This is a genomic window from Rubricoccus marinus, from assembly GCF_002257665.1.
Lineage (GTDB): Bacteria > Bacteroidota > Rhodothermia > Rhodothermales > Rubricoccaceae > Rubricoccus > Rubricoccus marinus.
In genome coordinates this window covers 1,156,540-1,172,764 of sequence record NZ_MQWB01000001.1, presented here as the reverse complement: position 1 = coordinate 1,172,764, position 16,225 = coordinate 1,156,540, and the positions used below count along the sequence as shown (strand labels likewise).

General features: G+C 69.7%; 13 protein-coding genes. 7 read left to right on the top strand and 6 right to left on the bottom strand.

Features of this window, described 5'->3' with window-relative positions; genetic code table 11:
* Positions 1 to 81: 81 nt before the first annotated feature.
* Both BSZ36_RS04770 and purD read right to left on the bottom strand, forming a co-directional pair.
* A complete protein-coding gene (locus BSZ36_RS04770; RefSeq protein WP_143536755.1) occupies positions 82 to 1,068 on the bottom strand; it encodes an NHL repeat-containing protein in 987 nt (328 codons plus the stop codon).
* A 173-nt stretch (positions 1,069 to 1,241) separates the two neighbouring features.
* Positions 1,242 to 2,522, bottom strand: a complete 1,281-nt coding sequence (gene purD / locus BSZ36_RS04765) for a phosphoribosylamine--glycine ligase (RefSeq protein ID WP_094546517.1) — start codon at positions 2,520 to 2,522, stop codon at positions 1,242 to 1,244.
* Positions 2,523 to 2,602: 80 nt separating this feature from the next.
* Here purD and BSZ36_RS04760 point away from each other — a divergent pair, with 80 nt between their 5' ends.
* The 3 genes from BSZ36_RS04760 to BSZ36_RS04750 all read left to right on the top strand — a co-directional run bounded on the left by BSZ36_RS04760 (position 2,603) and on the right by BSZ36_RS04750 (position 6,275).
* Positions 2,603 to 3,889, top strand: a complete 1,287-nt coding sequence (locus BSZ36_RS04760; protein ID WP_094546515.1) for a BamA/TamA family outer membrane protein — start codon at positions 2,603 to 2,605, stop codon at positions 3,887 to 3,889.
* Between the two features lie 194 nt (positions 3,890 to 4,083).
* On the top strand, positions 4,084 to 5,031 hold the full coding sequence (locus BSZ36_RS04755) for a lysylphosphatidylglycerol synthase domain-containing protein (RefSeq protein WP_179271025.1): 948 nt from the start codon (positions 4,084 to 4,086) through the stop codon (positions 5,029 to 5,031).
* The gene (locus BSZ36_RS04750; RefSeq protein ID WP_094546511.1) at positions 5,028 to 6,275 is read left to right on the top strand and encodes a glycosyltransferase; all 1,248 of its coding nucleotides are present in this window, start codon (positions 5,028 to 5,030) and stop codon (positions 6,273 to 6,275) included. Before BSZ36_RS04755 ends, BSZ36_RS04750 begins: the two co-directional genes overlap by 4 nt.
* Before the next feature lie 119 nt (positions 6,276 to 6,394).
* Here BSZ36_RS04750 and BSZ36_RS04745 read toward each other — a convergent pair whose 3' ends face one another.
* From BSZ36_RS04745 to metG, 4 genes are all read right to left on the bottom strand, one after another.
* Positions 6,395 to 8,218: a T9SS type A sorting domain-containing protein gene (locus BSZ36_RS04745; RefSeq protein WP_094546509.1), complete on the bottom strand. Its 1,824-nt coding sequence runs from the start codon at positions 8,216 to 8,218 to the stop codon at positions 6,395 to 6,397.
* 262 nt (positions 8,219 to 8,480) lie between these two features.
* On the bottom strand, positions 8,481 to 9,074 hold the full coding sequence (locus BSZ36_RS04740) for a phage tail protein (protein WP_218827561.1): 594 nt from the start codon (positions 9,072 to 9,074) through the stop codon (positions 8,481 to 8,483).
* 188 nt (positions 9,075 to 9,262) lie between these two features.
* Positions 9,263 to 9,949 carry a phage tail protein gene (locus BSZ36_RS04735; protein WP_218827560.1) on the bottom strand — a complete coding sequence of 229 codons (687 nt, stop codon included), beginning with the start codon at positions 9,947 to 9,949 and terminating at the stop codon, positions 9,263 to 9,265.
* A gap of 250 nt (positions 9,950 to 10,199) precedes the next feature.
* On the bottom strand, positions 10,200 to 12,362 hold the full coding sequence (gene metG, locus BSZ36_RS04730) for a methionine--tRNA ligase (RefSeq protein WP_094546504.1): 2,163 nt from the start codon (positions 12,360 to 12,362) through the stop codon (positions 10,200 to 10,202).
* Positions 12,363 to 12,440: 78 nt separating this feature from the next.
* Here metG and BSZ36_RS04725 point away from each other — a divergent pair, with 78 nt between their 5' ends.
* From BSZ36_RS04725 to BSZ36_RS04710, 4 genes are all read left to right on the top strand, one after another.
* Positions 12,441 to 13,328, top strand: coding sequence for an FKBP-type peptidyl-prolyl cis-trans isomerase (locus BSZ36_RS04725; protein WP_094546502.1), 888 nt, complete (start codon positions 12,441 to 12,443; stop codon positions 13,326 to 13,328).
* Positions 13,329 to 13,512: 184 nt separating this feature from the next.
* Positions 13,513 to 14,427 carry an FKBP-type peptidyl-prolyl cis-trans isomerase gene (locus BSZ36_RS04720; protein ID WP_094546500.1) on the top strand — a complete coding sequence of 305 codons (915 nt, stop codon included), beginning with the start codon at positions 13,513 to 13,515 and terminating at the stop codon, positions 14,425 to 14,427.
* Positions 14,428 to 14,595: 168 nt separating this feature from the next.
* Positions 14,596 to 14,988: a BlaI/MecI/CopY family transcriptional regulator gene (locus BSZ36_RS04715; RefSeq protein ID WP_094546498.1), complete on the top strand. Its 393-nt coding sequence runs from the start codon at positions 14,596 to 14,598 to the stop codon at positions 14,986 to 14,988.
* Positions 14,981 to 16,225, top strand: a 1,245-nt coding sequence (locus BSZ36_RS04710) for a M56 family metallopeptidase (RefSeq protein WP_143536754.1), incomplete at its 3' end; no start/stop codon positions are given. The genes BSZ36_RS04715 and BSZ36_RS04710, both read left to right, overlap by 8 nt.

Below are 16,225 nucleotides of genomic sequence, written 5' to 3'. Positions count from 1 at the left end.
AGGGGGAACGGGAGTCGAGAACGGCGCGGGAGCAATCGGGGGCAGAGTGACGCCTGAACGTAGCGGGGCGCCGGGGCGTGTTCAAGGCGCTTCGCCGGCGCCAGAGGTCTCTGGCGGGACGCGGCCCAGCGCCGTCAGCGCGCGGGCCGTCAGCGCGAACAGCACGCCGTCGTGGATCGCCGCGTCAAGGACGGGCGCCTCGCTCTCAATGTCGACCCGCCAGAGGCGTTCGGCCTCTGGCGAGAACAACAGCACGCCGCGCGGTCCGAGGACCAGAACGCCCGTCTCGCTTGCCGACACGTTTGTCACGCCGCCGAGTTCTTTGGCGTCCAACGTCTCCAGAGGCTGACCGGCGGTATCGCGGACGTCCACGCTCTGCCTCTGGCGGTCGGCAACGAACAGGCGCCGCCCCACGACGGCGAGGGCCACAGGCTCACCGAAGCCTTCGAGCACGTCCACGAGTTGCCCGTCGCGCCACACCTGCACCACGCCGCGCGAGGCCTCGGCGACGAACACAGTCCCTTCGGCGCCAGAGGCGACGGCGACGGCCTCGCCGGACGGAGCGGCCTCTGGCGCGGCGACGAAGAGTCGGTCTACGGCGGGAATGCGGATGGTTTGGACGAGACGGCCCTCGTTAGAGAAACGCAGCACGCGGGCGCCGTCGGCGACGTAGAGGTCTTGGCCGTTCGTGGCGTCGAGATCGAGGCCTCCCCGTACGTCGCGCGTACCGACGGCCTCTTGCGACACCCGGGGGAGCAAGCCGAACCCGCTCCACCGGACAAGCTCTACGCCTCGCTCCGACAACACCTGCAGGCCGTCCGTAGTGGGCGCGAGCGCGAGGAAAGGAACGTTCAGGCTCAAGGTGGTGACGACGGGCGGCGCCTCGAAGGACACGCCCGCTGCGTGGGGGCCAGAGGCTGCCTCTGGCGGCCCCGAGCATCCTGCGGCTAGCATCACGAGCAACGCGATGCGCCAGAGGTCCCGAAAGGGACCGGCCCCGAGCGCCAGAGGCAGGGACCACGGCGCGGCGCGGCTACCCCCCGGTTGACACGCCTGCACGGCGGTCAACCTCTCCCCCTCGGGGAGGGGGACAATCTGCTTCTTTGTTCTACCGGGAAGGTCATCGCAGGCTGGAACTGAATTGTCCCCCTTGACAAGGGGGACAGCGTTGCGACCGAAGGGGAGCAAAGCGGGGGGTACTTCCGGCCTGGCTCGGGCCCGCCCCCCCTGGCGCCAAAGGCTCACGGGTCCACCACGTGCGCGAGGCCGCGGCGGCCGATGTCGCGCCGGAACGTTTTGCCCTCGAACGTCATGAGGTCCACGCCCTCGTACGCCGCGCCGAGCGCCTGCACGAGCGTCGCCCCCCGCCCGACGACGCCGAGCACGCGCCCGCCGTTCGTCACCACCTCGTCGCCTTCGCGCCGCGTCCCGGCGTGGATGACGGTCGCGACGCCAGAGGCGTCGTCCAGACCATCAATCGGCTTGCCCTTCTCGTAGCTGCCAGGGTAGCCCGCCGAGGCGAGGACGACACAGGCCGCGGCCTCTGGCGAGATGGCGACTTCGGCGCCCGCGAGCGTGTGGGTGGCCGCGCGCCAGAGGAGGTCGAGCGGATCCGAGTCCAGGAGCGGCAGGATCACCTGCGTCTCGGGGTCGCCGAAGCGGCAGTTGAACTCGATCACCTGCGGACCGGAATCCGTCAGCATGAGGCCGCAGAAGAGCACGCCGCGGTAGTCGGCGCCCTCGTCGCGGAGTGCCTTCAGGACCGGCTGCACGATGCGCTCGCGCACCTGCTCCAGCGTCTCTGGCGTGACGGCGGGCGCCGGAGCGTAGGCTCCCATACCGCCCGTGTTAGGTCCCGTGTCGCCCTCGCCGATGCGCTTGTGGTCCTGCGCCGTCGCGAGGAAAACGACCGCCTCGCCATCCGTGACCGCAAACACGCTGGCCTCCTCCCCTTCCAGAAAGTCCTCGATCACGACCGTCGCGCCGGCCTCACCGAACTGCCCGCCCAGCATGTCGTCCAGCGCCGAGAGGGCCTCTGGCGTGGACTCCGCGATCACGACGCCTTTGCCAGCCGCGAGGCCGTCGGCTTTGAGCACGACGGGAAGCGCGTGGGCTTCGACGTAGCCCCGCGCCGCCTCGGCGTCGCCCGCTTCGAACGTGCGCGAGCGCGCTGTGGGCACGCCCGCGCGGTCCATGAGCGTGTTGGCGTAGGCCTTGGAGCCCTCGATGCGCGCGCCTCTGGCGTCCGGCCCGAACGTCGCGATGCCCGCTTCGCGGAGCCGGTCGGCGAGGCCGAGGACGAGCGGGACCTCGGGGCCCACGACGACGAGGTCGACGGCCTCGGATTGGGCGAGCCCAACCAGCCCGTCGATGTCGTCTGCGGCGATGGGGACGTTGCGCGCCAGGGGCGCCGTCCCGGCGTTGCCGGGCGCGCACAGGAGGGTGGGCCGCTGGGGGCTGCGGGCAAGCGCGAGGAGCAGCGCGTGCTCACGGCCTCCGCTTCCGACGACGAGGACTTTCATGCGAATGGCGCCAGAGGCAGGCCGGATGGAGCGAAAAGATAACCGGCGCGTCTACCTTGCTCTCCCCTTCTCCCTGGCCCGTGCTCGCCCTCCTCCTTCTCGTTCTTTCCGCGCTTGTCCCTGCTGACACCACGCTCGCGGACTCGGCCGCCGCCTCGCCAGAGGCCGCCCGGTCGTTCTACCAGGCGCCTCTGGCGTCGCTCGTGCCCGCTCGCGACACCGTGCGGGAGCCCATCCAGATCCGCCCGCGCCTCGCGCCATCCGCGCTGTACTCCAACTCGCGAGGGGTTGGTATCGGCGCCGGAATCGGCGTGCGCAACATCCTCTTCGACGGCAGCGACGTCACGCTCGACCTCCGCGTCTCGCAGCGGTACCAGGCCATCGCGCTCTCGGCCTTTACGGCGGACCCATTCGAGTCCGCGTTTTTCGGGACCGCCTCTTTTGAGGCGAGCACGACCGAGCGGCAGCGCTACTACGGCATTGGCCCGTACACCACGGAGGAGAACCGTCTTTTCCTCGATTACAGCTCGATCAATGCCGAAGGACGGATCGGGGCGTACCCGCTGGGCAACACGGGGCTCTTTCTCCAGCCGGGCGTGCGCTTCCTGCTGGACAAGCTCCGCGAGGTAGACGAGGACGAGGACTCGCAGGGCGCTCTCGACCGCCTGGAGCGGGACGATCCCAGATCCTTCGCGGCCGTCCAGAACGTGTTGGACGAGACGCGCTACGGCATCTCGCTGGGACTGGAGGTGGCGAGCGACCTGCGCGACTGGCGCTCGTACCCACGCAAAGGCACGTTCGTAAGCCTTGAGGGCCGCCGGTTCTACGCGATGGACGGCTCCGGGCTGCGCTTCAACCGCTTCGCGGTGAGCACGCTGGGCTACCTCCCCATCCGCGGGCGCACGGCGCTCGTCGGCCGCTCCAACCTCATCATCACGCGCGCCGAGAACGACGCGGAGATCCCGTTCTACTACCTCCCGGTCCTGGACTCCCGGCTCCTGGCGGCCTACCCGCCCGACCGGTTCGTCGGCCGAGACGTGCTCGCGCTCGGCGGCGGCATCCGCTTCCCCATCCGGGACTTTATCGGCGTCTACGGCATCGACGCCCTCGTCATGGGCTACCTCGGCAACGCCTACACCGACGTGTTCGATCAGGTCAGCGCCGACGTGACGTTCGGCCAGGGCGCGCTTGCGGAAGACGGCCGGGTGCCGTTCCGGCCCGCGCTCGGCATCGGACTCGGCATCGTGAACCTGGACAAGGAGCGCGTCGTGCTCGGCGGCCTGGTCGGGTTCAGCCCGGACGGCATCTCGCTCGCCACCCTCCGCATCGCGTACGACCTCCGCGACGCGCGGCCGCTGTTCCGCTAGAGCCCGACCCCTCCCCGGGCCTCTGGCGCCCAAAGCCCGAGCGAGGCAAGACCTGAGTGACCGAGGCCGACCGCTCCGCCGATCGCGCGGCGTAGCCCTCGCGGCCTGAACAAAGCCGAGCCTCTGGCGCCAGAGGCTCCCCCAACGCCTCACGGACGGGCCCCGATGGGGCTCGGTACCTTCGCGGCGTGCATGTGTCTGCCCCCCTCCTCTTCGCCCTGAAGGCGCTCCTCGCGGCGCTCGTGCTCGCGTTTGTTGTGCAGGTCGTGGATCCAGAGGCGGCGCTCGCCGCAGCGCGAGAGGCCTGGATGGCGCCGCTGCTGCTCGCGCTCGCGCTCGTGCCCGCAAACGTCAGTCTGGAAGCGTACCGCTGGTGGCGGCTGGTGACGCACCTCGCCCCCGACGTGCGCTTTCGAAGCGCTCTCGGCGCGATCCTGGGCGGCTATCCGCTGGGTTTGCTTACCCCCGGCCGCGTCGGCGAGATCGCAGGGCGCGCGGCGCTGCTGCGGGCGCTCCCGGCCGGGCAGTCCGCCGCGCTCACAGTCGCGGAAAAGGTGGCGACCCTGGCCGCCATCCTTGTCGGTGGGCTCATCGCCGTGGGCCACCTGCTGCTGACGAGCGCCGCGCCGTCGCCACTCTGGGTGCCGACGGTCGTGTTCACCGCGCTCTGGACCGCCGTGCTCCTGCTCGCGGTCTTGCACCCCTCGGCCGCGCGGGCGTTCCTCGGCGCCATTCTCCCCTTTGCGCCGGTCCGCCGCGCCCTCGGCGCGTTCGACGCCATCCCAACCCGCGAGGCCGTCGCGCTTCTCGCGCTCTCGTTCGGCCGCTACCTCATCTTCGCGAGCCAGTTCGTGCTGCTCGTGCTCGCCTTCGCGCCCCAGGCCGCCGTCGGCGCCGTGGCCTCTGGCGTCGCGCTCGTGCTCTTCGCCAAAAGCGCCGTCCACTCCGTCACCCTCGGCGATCTCGGGGTCCGCGAGGGCGCGGCGGTGTTCTTCCTGGGAAGCGCGGGCGTTTCCGAAGCCGCGGCGTTGAACGCTTCGCTCGCCATCTTCGGGTTCAACCTGCTCCTCCCGGCCCTCGTCGGCGTGCCGTTCCTCCTGAGGCTCCGCCTCTCTCGCTCCTCCGCTCCCGCCATCTCGTGACGACCGCTTTCGGACTGCTGCTGGTCGGGCTGGGCGTGCACTACGCGGTGCACCTCGGTCGCTCGGGCGCCGCGTTCGCGCGCGCGATGCGGGCCTCCGACGCCGAGCCTCTGGCGCCAGAGGCCGCACTCCCCGTTGTGACGGTCGTGGTGGCGGCTCGCAACGAAGAAGCGTCCATCGAGGCGTGCGTGCGGAGCATCCTCGCGAGCGACTACCCCGAGGACCGGTTGGAGGTCATCGTGGCCGACGACGACTCGACCGACGCGACGGCCGCGATCGTGCGACGCGTGCAAAAGGCCGTCAACGCGAGCGTCCCCGCCCGAGGCCTCGTGCTCGCGGGCGATGACGAGCCCGAGCCTCTGGCGGACGCGCCCCCGGAGCGCCTACGGCTGCTCTCCATCCCGCACGACCCGCTGCGCATCCGCGCTCACAAAAAGCGCGCGATCGAGACCGGCGTTGGCCACGCCAGAGGCGAGATCGTGCTGACGACGGACGCGGACTGCGTGGTGCCACCTTCGTGGGTGCGCGCGATGGCAGACGGCCTCGCAGACCAGGGCACGGCGCTCGTCTCCGGCCCGGTCCGCTTCGACGGCAGCGGTGGGCTGTTCGGGCGTATGCAAGCGCTGGACTTCGTGGGCATGATGGCGCTCGGCGCCGGGGGGATCCTATTGGGACAGCCGCACCTCGCCAACGGCGCCTCTCTGGGCTACCGGCGCGACGCCTTTGAACGCCTGGGCGGCTTCGACGGCATCGACGACGTGACCAGCGGCGACGACGAGTTGCTGATGCAGAAGCTGGCCTACGCGCCGGCCGGCCGAGACACGCCCACCACGGGCGTCCGGTTCGTCGCCCGGCCCGACGCGGCCGTTGTCACCCAGCCTGCGCGCACGTTGCGGCAGTTCACGGCGCAACGCCTGCGCTGGGCCTCCAAAGGCGCGCATTACCCGGCACGGCTCCAGTTCCTCATCGCGCAGGTCGGCGGCTTCTACGTCATGCTACTCGTGGGAACGCTCGGCCTTCCGCTGTGGCCCGCGTTCGGCGCCTGGCTCCTCGCCGGTTTCCTCCTCAAAACCGCAGGCGACCTCTCGCTCCTGGTCCCTGCCACGGGCCTCTTGCGCCAGAGGCGTCTGCTCGCGCTCTACCCGCTCTACGCGCTGCTGCACATCCCGCAGACGCTTCTCGCCGGGCTCGGCGGCGCGATGGGGGCAGGCTTCGAGTGGAAGGGGCGGCGGCTGGACCGCTAGACGCGCCTCTCGCGAACGTGGACCGGCAGGGGTTGTGAGGTGCCTGGGCGAGCCTCCGACAAACAAGCGGGGCGGGCGCCGCACTGGCGCCCGCCCCACAAAGGCCTGAGTGCTTCGGTCTAGCGGACGACCGTCATCGAGCGCACGGTCTGGAAGCTCGTGCCCACCACGCGGACGGCGTACACGCCGACCGCCAGAGGCGAGAGGTCCAGCGCGACATCGGCCGACGCCGCGAGTTCGGCGTCGTACGCCACTGCCACCTCACGGCCGAGGGCGTCGTGGACGCTGACGCGGACGTGCTCCGGGCTCGGGACCGAGACCTTGATCTCCGCGCGGCGCGAAGCCGGGTTCGGCCATACCGACGAGACCGCGAGGCTTGGGGCCTCTGGCGCGTCCGTCCCGGTCGTCACCGACTGCGGCGTGACCCGAAGGACGAAGCGCTCGCCAGAGGTCACGGCGGCACCGGCGGATTTCGCCTGGGGCGCCGCGTCGGCACCGAGCGCGAGGCCGAGTCCTGCGGGCCGCGCTTTCGCGTCGCCCTGCAGCACGTCCATCTCGAACGCGTACGTCCCTCCCTCCGTCAGCGCGACAGTCGTCTGCAGTTCGCGGTCCACAATCTCCGCCGTCCAGCCCTCGGGCAGCGCGCCGCTCCATGCCAGCGTCAACGCCAGAGGCCCGGCTCCGTGTCCCTCGGCCGCGACTTCCAGCGCCATCTCGATCTCGCCTGTGGCCTCGGCCGGGAGTGCGTTCAGCGCCAGAGGCGTTGCCTCCGCATCACCGACCGTGTGCGTGCTGAGAACCGTCCGCGGGTATGCTGCGGGCGTCAGCCGGTACGCATCCTGCGTGTCCAGGCCGAGCGCGGCCTCTGGCGCCGCCGCGACGAACGCGGCCGAGACCGGCTCACCGTTCAGCGAGAGCTCGAAGCGGAGCGGAGCGCTAGAGGCGTCCTTGCCATACACGTTCGGGCCTGGCGCGACCACGGCCGCTACGGGAACGGTCAGCGTCGGGTTCGCCGCGACGGCCTTGGCGAAGAAGCCCTGGAACGCCGGGACGACACCGCCCGGGAGGTCCCCCCCGATGTTCGCCGTCCACGTCCGGTAGTCCCCCCCGAAGTAGTTCGGGTCGAGCACGTAGATCGTCGGCGTGAGCCCGCCGCCGCGGACGGTCTCGTCCCAGTCCATGCCGGCCGTGAGAGGGTTCCCCAGCAGGTTCCACCCCTCCTGGTAGCTCGGCACGCCGGGGTTGTTCGTGTACGTGAGGATCGGATCGGCGTCGCCCGCTACGGGGAACGTGAAGGGCGCCCCGTCATCCGCGAAGCCGGGATCGTCCACGCTCAGGGTCTTGGGGAACCCGCCGTCGATCACCGTCGGAGTCGTGAGGTCATCGTCGGCATACACGTAGACGTACGCCCCGCGGCCGCGCTGCCACGTCGCGTTCTGGTCCGTAAAGCAGGTGTAGCCGCCCTCGAAGCTCGCCGCGGTTTCGGCGTAGTCGTACGCCGAGCAACCGCCGGCAGGGTCGTCTGAGTTCTGGAAACCTTGCGTCCAGAGCGGCGCGAGGAGGTCGTCGTAGGTGCCGCCGGTGGGCAACGCGAGCACGCGGTAGTCGCGCACGCCGTTGAGTTCCGTGGTGAGAACCGGCTGAGGAACCGTTACCACCGTTGCTGCAGGCCCCTGGATGCGAACCTCGTAGTCGTCCTCGGTCCCGAACACGCCAAAGACGACGAGCACGTAGTTCGTGGCGTCATCCAGCGTGACGGTCAGTCCGCTTCCAGCGATCTCGTTCCCGATGCCTACGAGGTTCGTACACGCGTTCGCGGGATCGAACGATGTCTCATAGACGATCAGCCCCGTGTCGTCGGTGCCAGGAAATGCGGGGTCATTGATGGGCTCCAGAACCGTCACGTCGTAGTCCCCATCGGTGTCGACGGTGAAGGACGTCACGTCGTACGGGTCCGCAGTGCCACTGAGCGTGCAGCTACCAGGCGTAGAGTTAAATAGGGGTAGCAGAGCAGTCGGGGCCCCGGCGGTGGTCCCGGATACGTCCGCTGCAGTCCCTTGCGCGAACGCGGGCGCGCCCGCGAGGAGCAGAGCGCAGGCGAGTAAAAAGAAGCGATACATAGGAGTAAAAAATGTTTAGGACACGGCGGAAACGAGAGTCGTCCCGCCAGAGGCTTCTGGCGGGACGGGGCGAGTCAGCGCCGTTTTAGTTGCGCGAGGGGTAAATGCCAAAGAGAGAGACGCACCAGTACATCCCGAGGTAGGGCGGTCGGTTGCTGAAGCCGCTGCCGTTGCCCGCGCTCGACGTCGAGCCCACCGGGACCCCGCCGCTCACCGCCCCGCCCGTCGTCACGCCGACGGCCTGCGCCCCCGCCCCCCGCACCTGCACCTGCGGCGCCGTGGGGGTGTGCACGTGCGGGGGCATGTTCGCGGCGCTCAGCGTCGTCGTCTCGTTCCCGCCCCTCTGCCCCCACGAGACAGGGGCGAGCCCGGGGCCCTGGCCCCGCCCGATGGGCGAGCGGCCGCGGAGGTCGGGGAGCCCGAACGTCGTCCGCCCGTCGCCGCCGTAGGCCGTCCCCAGCAGGGAGAACAGCGCCTGGTTCTGAGCGATGGCCTGCAGCTGCCCGTCGCAGAGGGCCCACCCCCGCGGCGCGAAGTTGAACCCAACGAGCATCAGCTGGCCGATAAACGGCTCAGTGCCTGATACGTCAGCTTGGGGGACCGGACGCCCCATCGCGTCTACAACGGAGCCAGGTTCTACGTCCAGGGGCTTGGCGTCGGCACCGTGTGGAAGCATCATGCCTCCTACACCCAGCCCGGTGCCGGCAATGAGTTGACGGCGCGATAGAGAGGCCTCATCGGACGAGGAGGCGAGTTTCGAACGAAGCGTATGGAACCAAGACATATAGAAACGGGGCAAGTAGGTACAGCGGGCAGTTCCTCCACGTCACGAGGGCGTAGAGCGATAGGCGCGTTGCGACTGATCAGCTAGTTGCGGGAGGGAAAGACGCCTTGAGTAGCGATGCACCAGTACATCCCGAGGTAGGGCGGTCGGTTGCTGAAGCCGCTGCCGTTGCCCGCGCTCGACGTCGAGCCCACCGGGACCCCGCCGCTCACCGCCCCGCCCGTCGTCACGCCGACGGCCTGCGCCCCCGCCCCCCGCACCTGCACCTGCGGCGCCGTGGGGGTGTGCACGTGCGGGGGCATGTTCGCGGCGCTCAGCGTCGTCGTCTCGTTCCCGCCCCTCTGCCCCCACGAGACAGGGGCGAGCCCGGGGCCCTGGCCCCGCCCGATGGGCGAGCGGCCGCGGAGGTCGGGGAGCCCGAACGTCGTCCGCCCGTCGCCGCCGTAGGCCGTCCCCAGCAGGGAGAACAGCGCCTGGTTCTGAGCGATGGCCTGCAGCTGCCCGTCGCAGAGGGCCCACCCCCGCGGCGCGAAGTTGCCCCCGAACAGCATCAACTGCCCCAGAAAGGGGTTGGAGCTCGCGTTCGCACTCGTAACAGGCCGTCCCTGCGCGTCCACAACCGTGCCCGGCTCAATGTCCCGAGCGGCCGCCTCTGGCGCGAGGAGAAGGCCACCGGCGGCAAGGCCAGCGCCTGCAAAGAGACGTCGGCGCGAAACGGTCTCGTCGGTGGAAGAAGCGAGTTTGGAACGGAGGCTGCGGAACCAGGACATAGTCGTAGGGCTGGGGAGTACCGCCACGCTGAGCGGTAAGAGTCGGGGAGGGCACTCCCGCAAGCGGAGCGCCCCTGGCAGTGTCGCGTGGTGTCGACGTGTGCAACGTACAGGCGCGGCCTCCCCCCATCGCCCGCCGCCCCGATTTCTGGGCGGCGGAGCCCCATGTATGAGCGCACTCGGTCTGTCCACCCCTCCCAAACGCCACCTACGCCTTCCAACAGGCTTAAACAGCCCGTCTACCCGGGCGTTACTTCACAATGGCGCCCGGTTCCCCCTCCGTACTAACGGGCACAAGCGCACCGTCTCGATTCTCCGCAAACAAGATCATCCCCTGCGATTCCAGCCCACGAATCGTCCGCGGCGCGAGGTTGGCCACGACCACGACCGAGAGGCCGATCATGGCCTCTGGCGCGAGGTGCTCGCGCACGCCCGAGAGGATCTGCCGCGTCTCGAAGCCCATATCCACGTCGAAGCGGAGCAGTTTGTCCGCCTTCGGGTGCGGCTCCGCAGCGATGATCTTGCCGACCCGCATGTCCAGCGGCGTGAACTGATCGAAGACGATCTCGGCTCCCAGAGGCGCATACGGCTCGCCCTCCGCCTCTGGCGCGTCCCCGCCAGAGGCCGACGCGGACGCCGAGCGATCCGCCAGAAGTTGCCGCTGCGCTTCGATCTCCTCGTCCTCGATTTTGCGAAAGAGGATGTCGGACTCGCCCAGTGCGTGACCGGCTTCCAGAACCGGTCGGGCCGCGTCCTCCCAGCCGAGCGCGCCAGAGGCCTCTGGTGTGGCTCCAGCTTCCGGCGCGCCAGAGGCGCGGATGGCACCGAGGTTTAGCATCGCGCGGAGACGCGCCATGGAATCGGGCACGACGGGGTCCAGCAGGATCGAGAGCGAGGCGCACACCTGCAGCGCCACGTGGACCGTGTTGCGCATGGCCTGCTCGTCGGTCTTGCGCGTCTTCCAGGGCTCCGTCTCCTGCAAATACTGGTTGCCCAGCCGCGCCAGGCCCACGGCCTCTTGCGTGGCGTCGCGCAGCCGCACTTTCTCGTACGCCGCGCCGACTTTCTCGGACGCCAGAGGCAGCGCGTCCAGCATCGCGCGGTCTTTCTCGGATGGGCTCGCGAGTGCGGGCACCTCCCCATCGCAGAAGCGGGCGGCAAAGGTCAGCGCGCGGTTGACGAAGTTGCCGACCACGTCGGCCAGCTCGCCGTTGACGCGGGCCTGGAACTCGCCCCACGAGAAGTCCGCGTCCTTCGTCTCCGGCAGGTTGACCGCGAGGCCGTAGCGCAAGAGGTCGAGCGGGAAGGCCTCCAGCGCCTCCTCGGCCCAGACGGCCCAGCCACGGCTCGTGCTCAGCTTCTGCCCTTCCAGGTTGAGGAACTCGTTGGCGGGCACGTTCGCAGGCAGCACGAACTGCGGGAGTTCTGGCCGCGCTGCGTTCTGCGCCATCAGGATCGCGGGGAAGATCAGGCAGTGGAAAACGATGTTGTCCTTGCCGATAAAGTGCATCAACTCGGGCGTGACTGTTTCGCCCGCCTCGTCTTCGTGGACCTGCCAGTACCGGCGCCAGAGGTCCGGGTCGCCCTGCGCCTCCGCCCACTCGCGCGTGATGGAGACGTAGCCAATCGGCGCGTCGAACCACACGTAGAGCACCTTGCCGTCGGTCTCGCCCTCGGCCTCTGGCGGGACGGGCACGCCCCAGTCGAGGTCCCGCGTCATGGCGCGGTCCTGGAGGCCGTCTTGCAGCCAGGAACGGACCTGTCCTAGCACGTTGGGCTTCCAATCGCTTTTGGTGTCGATCCACGCCTGGAGGTCGGGCTGCATCTCGCCCAGCGGGAGGTACCAGTGCGTGGTCTCGCGGCGCTCCGGCGTGGCGCCCGTGAGCGTGCTCCGCGGCTCAATCAAGTCGTCCGGCGAGAGCGCCGAGCCACAGTTCTCGCACTGGTCGCCGTAGGCGGCTTCGTAGCCGCAGACGGGGCAGGTGCCCGTCACGTAGCGGTCGGCGAGGAACAGTCCCGCCTCGGGGTCGAAAAGTTGTGTGCTCGTCTTTTTGCGCAGCCCGCCCGCCTTTTCGACCGCCAGAAACATGTCCTGGCTCGTCTCACGGTGGATGTCCGACGACGTGCGCCCGTAGGCGTCGAACGAGATCCCGAAGCCTTCCAGCGCCCGCTTCAACTCCTCGTGGTAGCGGTCCACGATAGCCTGGGGCGTCGTCCCCTCTTTTCTCGCGCGAAGCGTGATGGCCGCGCCATGCTCATCGGACCCGCAGACGTAGACCACGTCGCGCCCCTTGAGGCGTTGGTAGCGCACATAGAGATCGGCGGGGAGGTAGGCCCCCGCGAGGTGGCCGAGGTGGAGCGGCCCGTTGGCGTACGGGAGCGCGGAGGTGACGAGAAGCGGGGTGCGAGACATGGAAGCTGTGCGAAGCGGACGCGAAAGCTAGCGAGCCCCCGTTGCCGGTAGGTTCCTCGCCTCACCCCTCCCATTCGAATGCCCCGCCTTTTCGCCGCCGCCCTTTTCGCCGCCGCCGCGCTTTGCGCCGCCTCTGGCGTCCGCGCCCAGGAGCGCCTGGACCTCTCCACGCTCGACACCGTCGGTGAGCTGACCTACGTGCTCGGCTTCGACGCCGCGAAAAACGTCCAGCAGGACTCCGCCAGCTTTGCCTACTTCACGTACGACACCTTCGCCAGCGGCTTCCAGGACGGCGCCGCGGGCGACTCCTCACGCCTGGCGTACATGTACGGCTACGAGATCGGCTCGCGCGTCGGCTCCGACACCACGCTGAGCATGTCCCCGGACCTGTTTCTCGCCTCGTTCCGCGAGGGCCTGGCGTTTCCGGCCTCGCAACTGGACGACGCGCAGAAGCGGTCGGTCATGAACCAGGTGCAGGACATGCTGTTCATGAACGTCCTGCGCGAGCGTGCCCAGGACGAGCCCGAGGCGCAGCAGAAGCTCGCGCAGATTGAGGCGGGCGCCCGCGAGGCGGATAGCCTTCTCACCGCGGCCGCCCAGCGCCCGGGTGCGGAGGTCCGCGCCAGTGGCCTGGTGGTCATCCCCGGTACCGAGGGCACTGGTCCCGAGGCGACCATGACCGACCGCGTCCTCGTGCGCTACACCGGCACACTCGCCGACGGGACCGAATTCGACGCCTCTGGCGAGGAGCCCGCGCAGTTCGCGCTCAGGGGTGTGGTCCCCGGCTTTGGCGAGGGCGTCTCCGGCATGAAGGCGGGCGGCACGCGCACGCTGGTCATCCCCCCCAGCCTCGCGTATGGCCTGCAGGGCACCAATGGCGGACCCATCGGCCCCAACAAAGCGCTCACGTTCGAGGTCGAGTTGGTCGAGATCGTCGCGCCCACGCCGGCGCCAGGCCTGGAGTAGTCGTCCGCGCCAGAGGCCTCCTCGCCTCTGGCGAATGCTCCTGACGCGCGCGGCCGCCGCGCCAGAGGCTGACGGCAGGGAATCTCATCGAGAGCTCCCCCACGCCCTCAGTTCCCAACGTCTTCCCACCGGGGCCTCTGGCGCCCGGGTAGCTTGAATCCTTCCTTTTCGATCCTCAGACCGTATGACTTTCCGCATTCTCCCCTTCGCGCTGGCCGCCCTCCTCGTCGTCGGCGTAGGCTGTGGTGACAACGCGACCACGGGCGGCGCCTCTGGCGACGATCTCTCCGAGATGAACGCCTTCGAGCAGCTCGCCTACGCCCTCGGCTTCGAGGCAGCGCAAGGCGTCAAGGCTGACTCCGCTTCCTTCAAGTTCTTCGAGTTCGCCACCTTCGAGGAGGGCTTCCGCGACGGCCTCAACGCCGACTCCTCGCGCCTCGCCTACCTCTTCGGCTACGAGATGGGCAACCGCCTTGGCCGCGACACCACGGCCAACCTCGACGCCGAGATCTTCCTCCGCGCCTTCCGCGCCGGTCTCGACAGCGACTCCTCCGGCCTGAGCGACGAGGACCTCCAGCGCATCTCGACCACGGTCCAGGATTCGATCTCGATCCGCCAGCTCCGCCAGCAGGCCCTGACGGATACCTCGGCTCAGCGCATGCTCCGCGACATGGGCACCAACGCCGCCGCCGCGACGCGCTTCCTCGGTGAGGTCGCCGGCCGCTCTGGCGTCACCAAGACCTCCAGCGGTCTCCTCTACACCGTCGAGGAGACGGGCTCCGGCGCTTCGCCGAGCGCCGCGGACATGGTGGTGGTCAACTACGTCGGCAAGCTCGCCGACGGGACCATCTTCGACCAGTCCACGGACGGCACGGCGACGTTCGCGCTCGCGCAGGTCGCTCCCGGCTTCCGCGAGGGCGTCATGGGCATGAAGGTCGGCGGCAAGCGCACGCTGTACCTCCCGCCGGACCTCGGCTACGGCCAGCAGGGCACGCCCGGTGGCCCGATCCCGCCGAACGCCGCCCTCGTGTTCGAGGTCGAGCTGCTCGACGTGCAGCCCATGCAGCAGAACATGCAGATGCAGCTGCCGCCGCAGTAGCCCTGCGGACTGGCGCCTCTGGCGCGATGGACTCCTAGAGGGGACGCTGCAACGCGCGGCGTCCCCTCTCGCCGTTTTGGCCTCTGGCGCCAGAGGCCAAACGCGTACCGCACTTGACAGGGTTCGATCCGGTTCGTACCCTTTGTTCGAACCGAATCAAATCATGCCATGCGCAACCCGATCACCTCCCTGGGCGGAACCGAGATGGAGATCCTCCGCCTCGTCTGGTCCCTCGAACGAGCCACGGCCCGCGAGGTCCACGCCGCGATGGACCACCAGGTGGCCTACACGACGGTCGCGACCGTGATCAAGAACCTCGCAGTCAAGGGCTACCTCTCCATCGAGCGCGACGGCGCCACGTACGTCTACACCCCGGCGCGTCCGGCAGAAGAGGTGCGCGGGTCGTTGCTCACCTCGGTCGTGGACAAAGTCTTTGGCGGGTCCGCCCGGACGCTGATTCAAACCCTAGCCGGTCACGAGTCGCTGACGGAGACGGAGCAGGCCGAAGTCCGCCGCCTGTTGGACCAACTCGGCGCAGAGCCGACAGCCTCCGATGAGTAGCGCCCTCACAGACCTCGGCACCGTGGCCCTGGAAGCGTTCTGGGTGCCTGTTTTCGCCTGGACCGTACTCGCCCTCCTCGTGGAGGTGACCCTCCGCGCGCTCCAGCCCTCCGCCCGGCTTGGCCTCGCGACCCGCGGCTCTCTTGTGGCGCTCCTGCCGCTCAGCATTGTTGGCCCGCCGCTTCTGGCGCGGTGGGTGCCGTCCATCCTCCCGGCTGAACCGGTGGCGCCTCTGGCGTCGGCTTCGCGAGAAGCGATCCCCGACGTTCTCGCCTCCGTTCCCTCGTTCTCGCCAGAGGTGATGCCTGCGCCTGCGACCGACTGGACGGCTCTCGCGGTGGGAAGTGCCACGCTCTCGGCGATCGTGGCCGGAGCCCTCGCCCTGCTCATCCTCGCCGGGGGGCTGGTGTGGATCGCGCGGTACCGCCAGAGGCTTCAGGCCGCCACGCGGCCCGTCCGCGACGAGGCGGAAGGCCTCTCGCGCCGCATGGGCGTCACGCGCCAGGTGCGCGTCGCCGTCGTGGACGACGCCATCTCGCCGTTCACCGTCGGCCTCTGGCGCCCGCTCGTCGCGCTTCCCCAGGACCTCGACGCCGACGCGCGCCGGCTGGCGCTAGCCCATGAGTTCGCACACGTCCGCGACGCGCACTTCGGGTGGGCCGTGGGCGAGCGGCTGGTGCGAGCGGCGTTCGTCTGGCACCCGCTGGTGCACGTGCTCGGCCGCGGCCTCGCGCTGGACCGCGAGCGCGAGGCCGACGCCGCCGTGCTGCGCCTGTGGCCGGAGCGCGCCGCCGAATACGGCCAGTTGCTTCATGCCCTCGCGTCACGTCCCTCGCCGCGGTTTTGCCTCGGCGCCTCCTCGTCCCCCCTCCTCACACGCCTACACGCCATGACCCGCTCGACCCCCGAACGCCGCCGCCTCGCCCGCCTGGTTGGCGCGATGCTGCTCGTGCTGCCGCTCCTCGCGAGCGCCGCCGTCCTCCCAGACGCCCCGCTGCAGGCCTTCACGTCGCAATTGCAGTCTCCCACACCGCCCTCCGCTCCCGAGGCCGCGCCTCTGGCGCCAGAGGCCGCGCCCGAAGCGCCGGAGGCACCCGAAGAGCCGGAAGTGCTCCCTCCGCCTCCACCGCGCGCCACCGCTTCGGCCGATACGCTGATGCGCTACATGCGCCAGCGGCAGGTATGGAGCCGCGATGGCGAGATGCGCATCGAGCTCGAACTGACGAGTGACGCCACC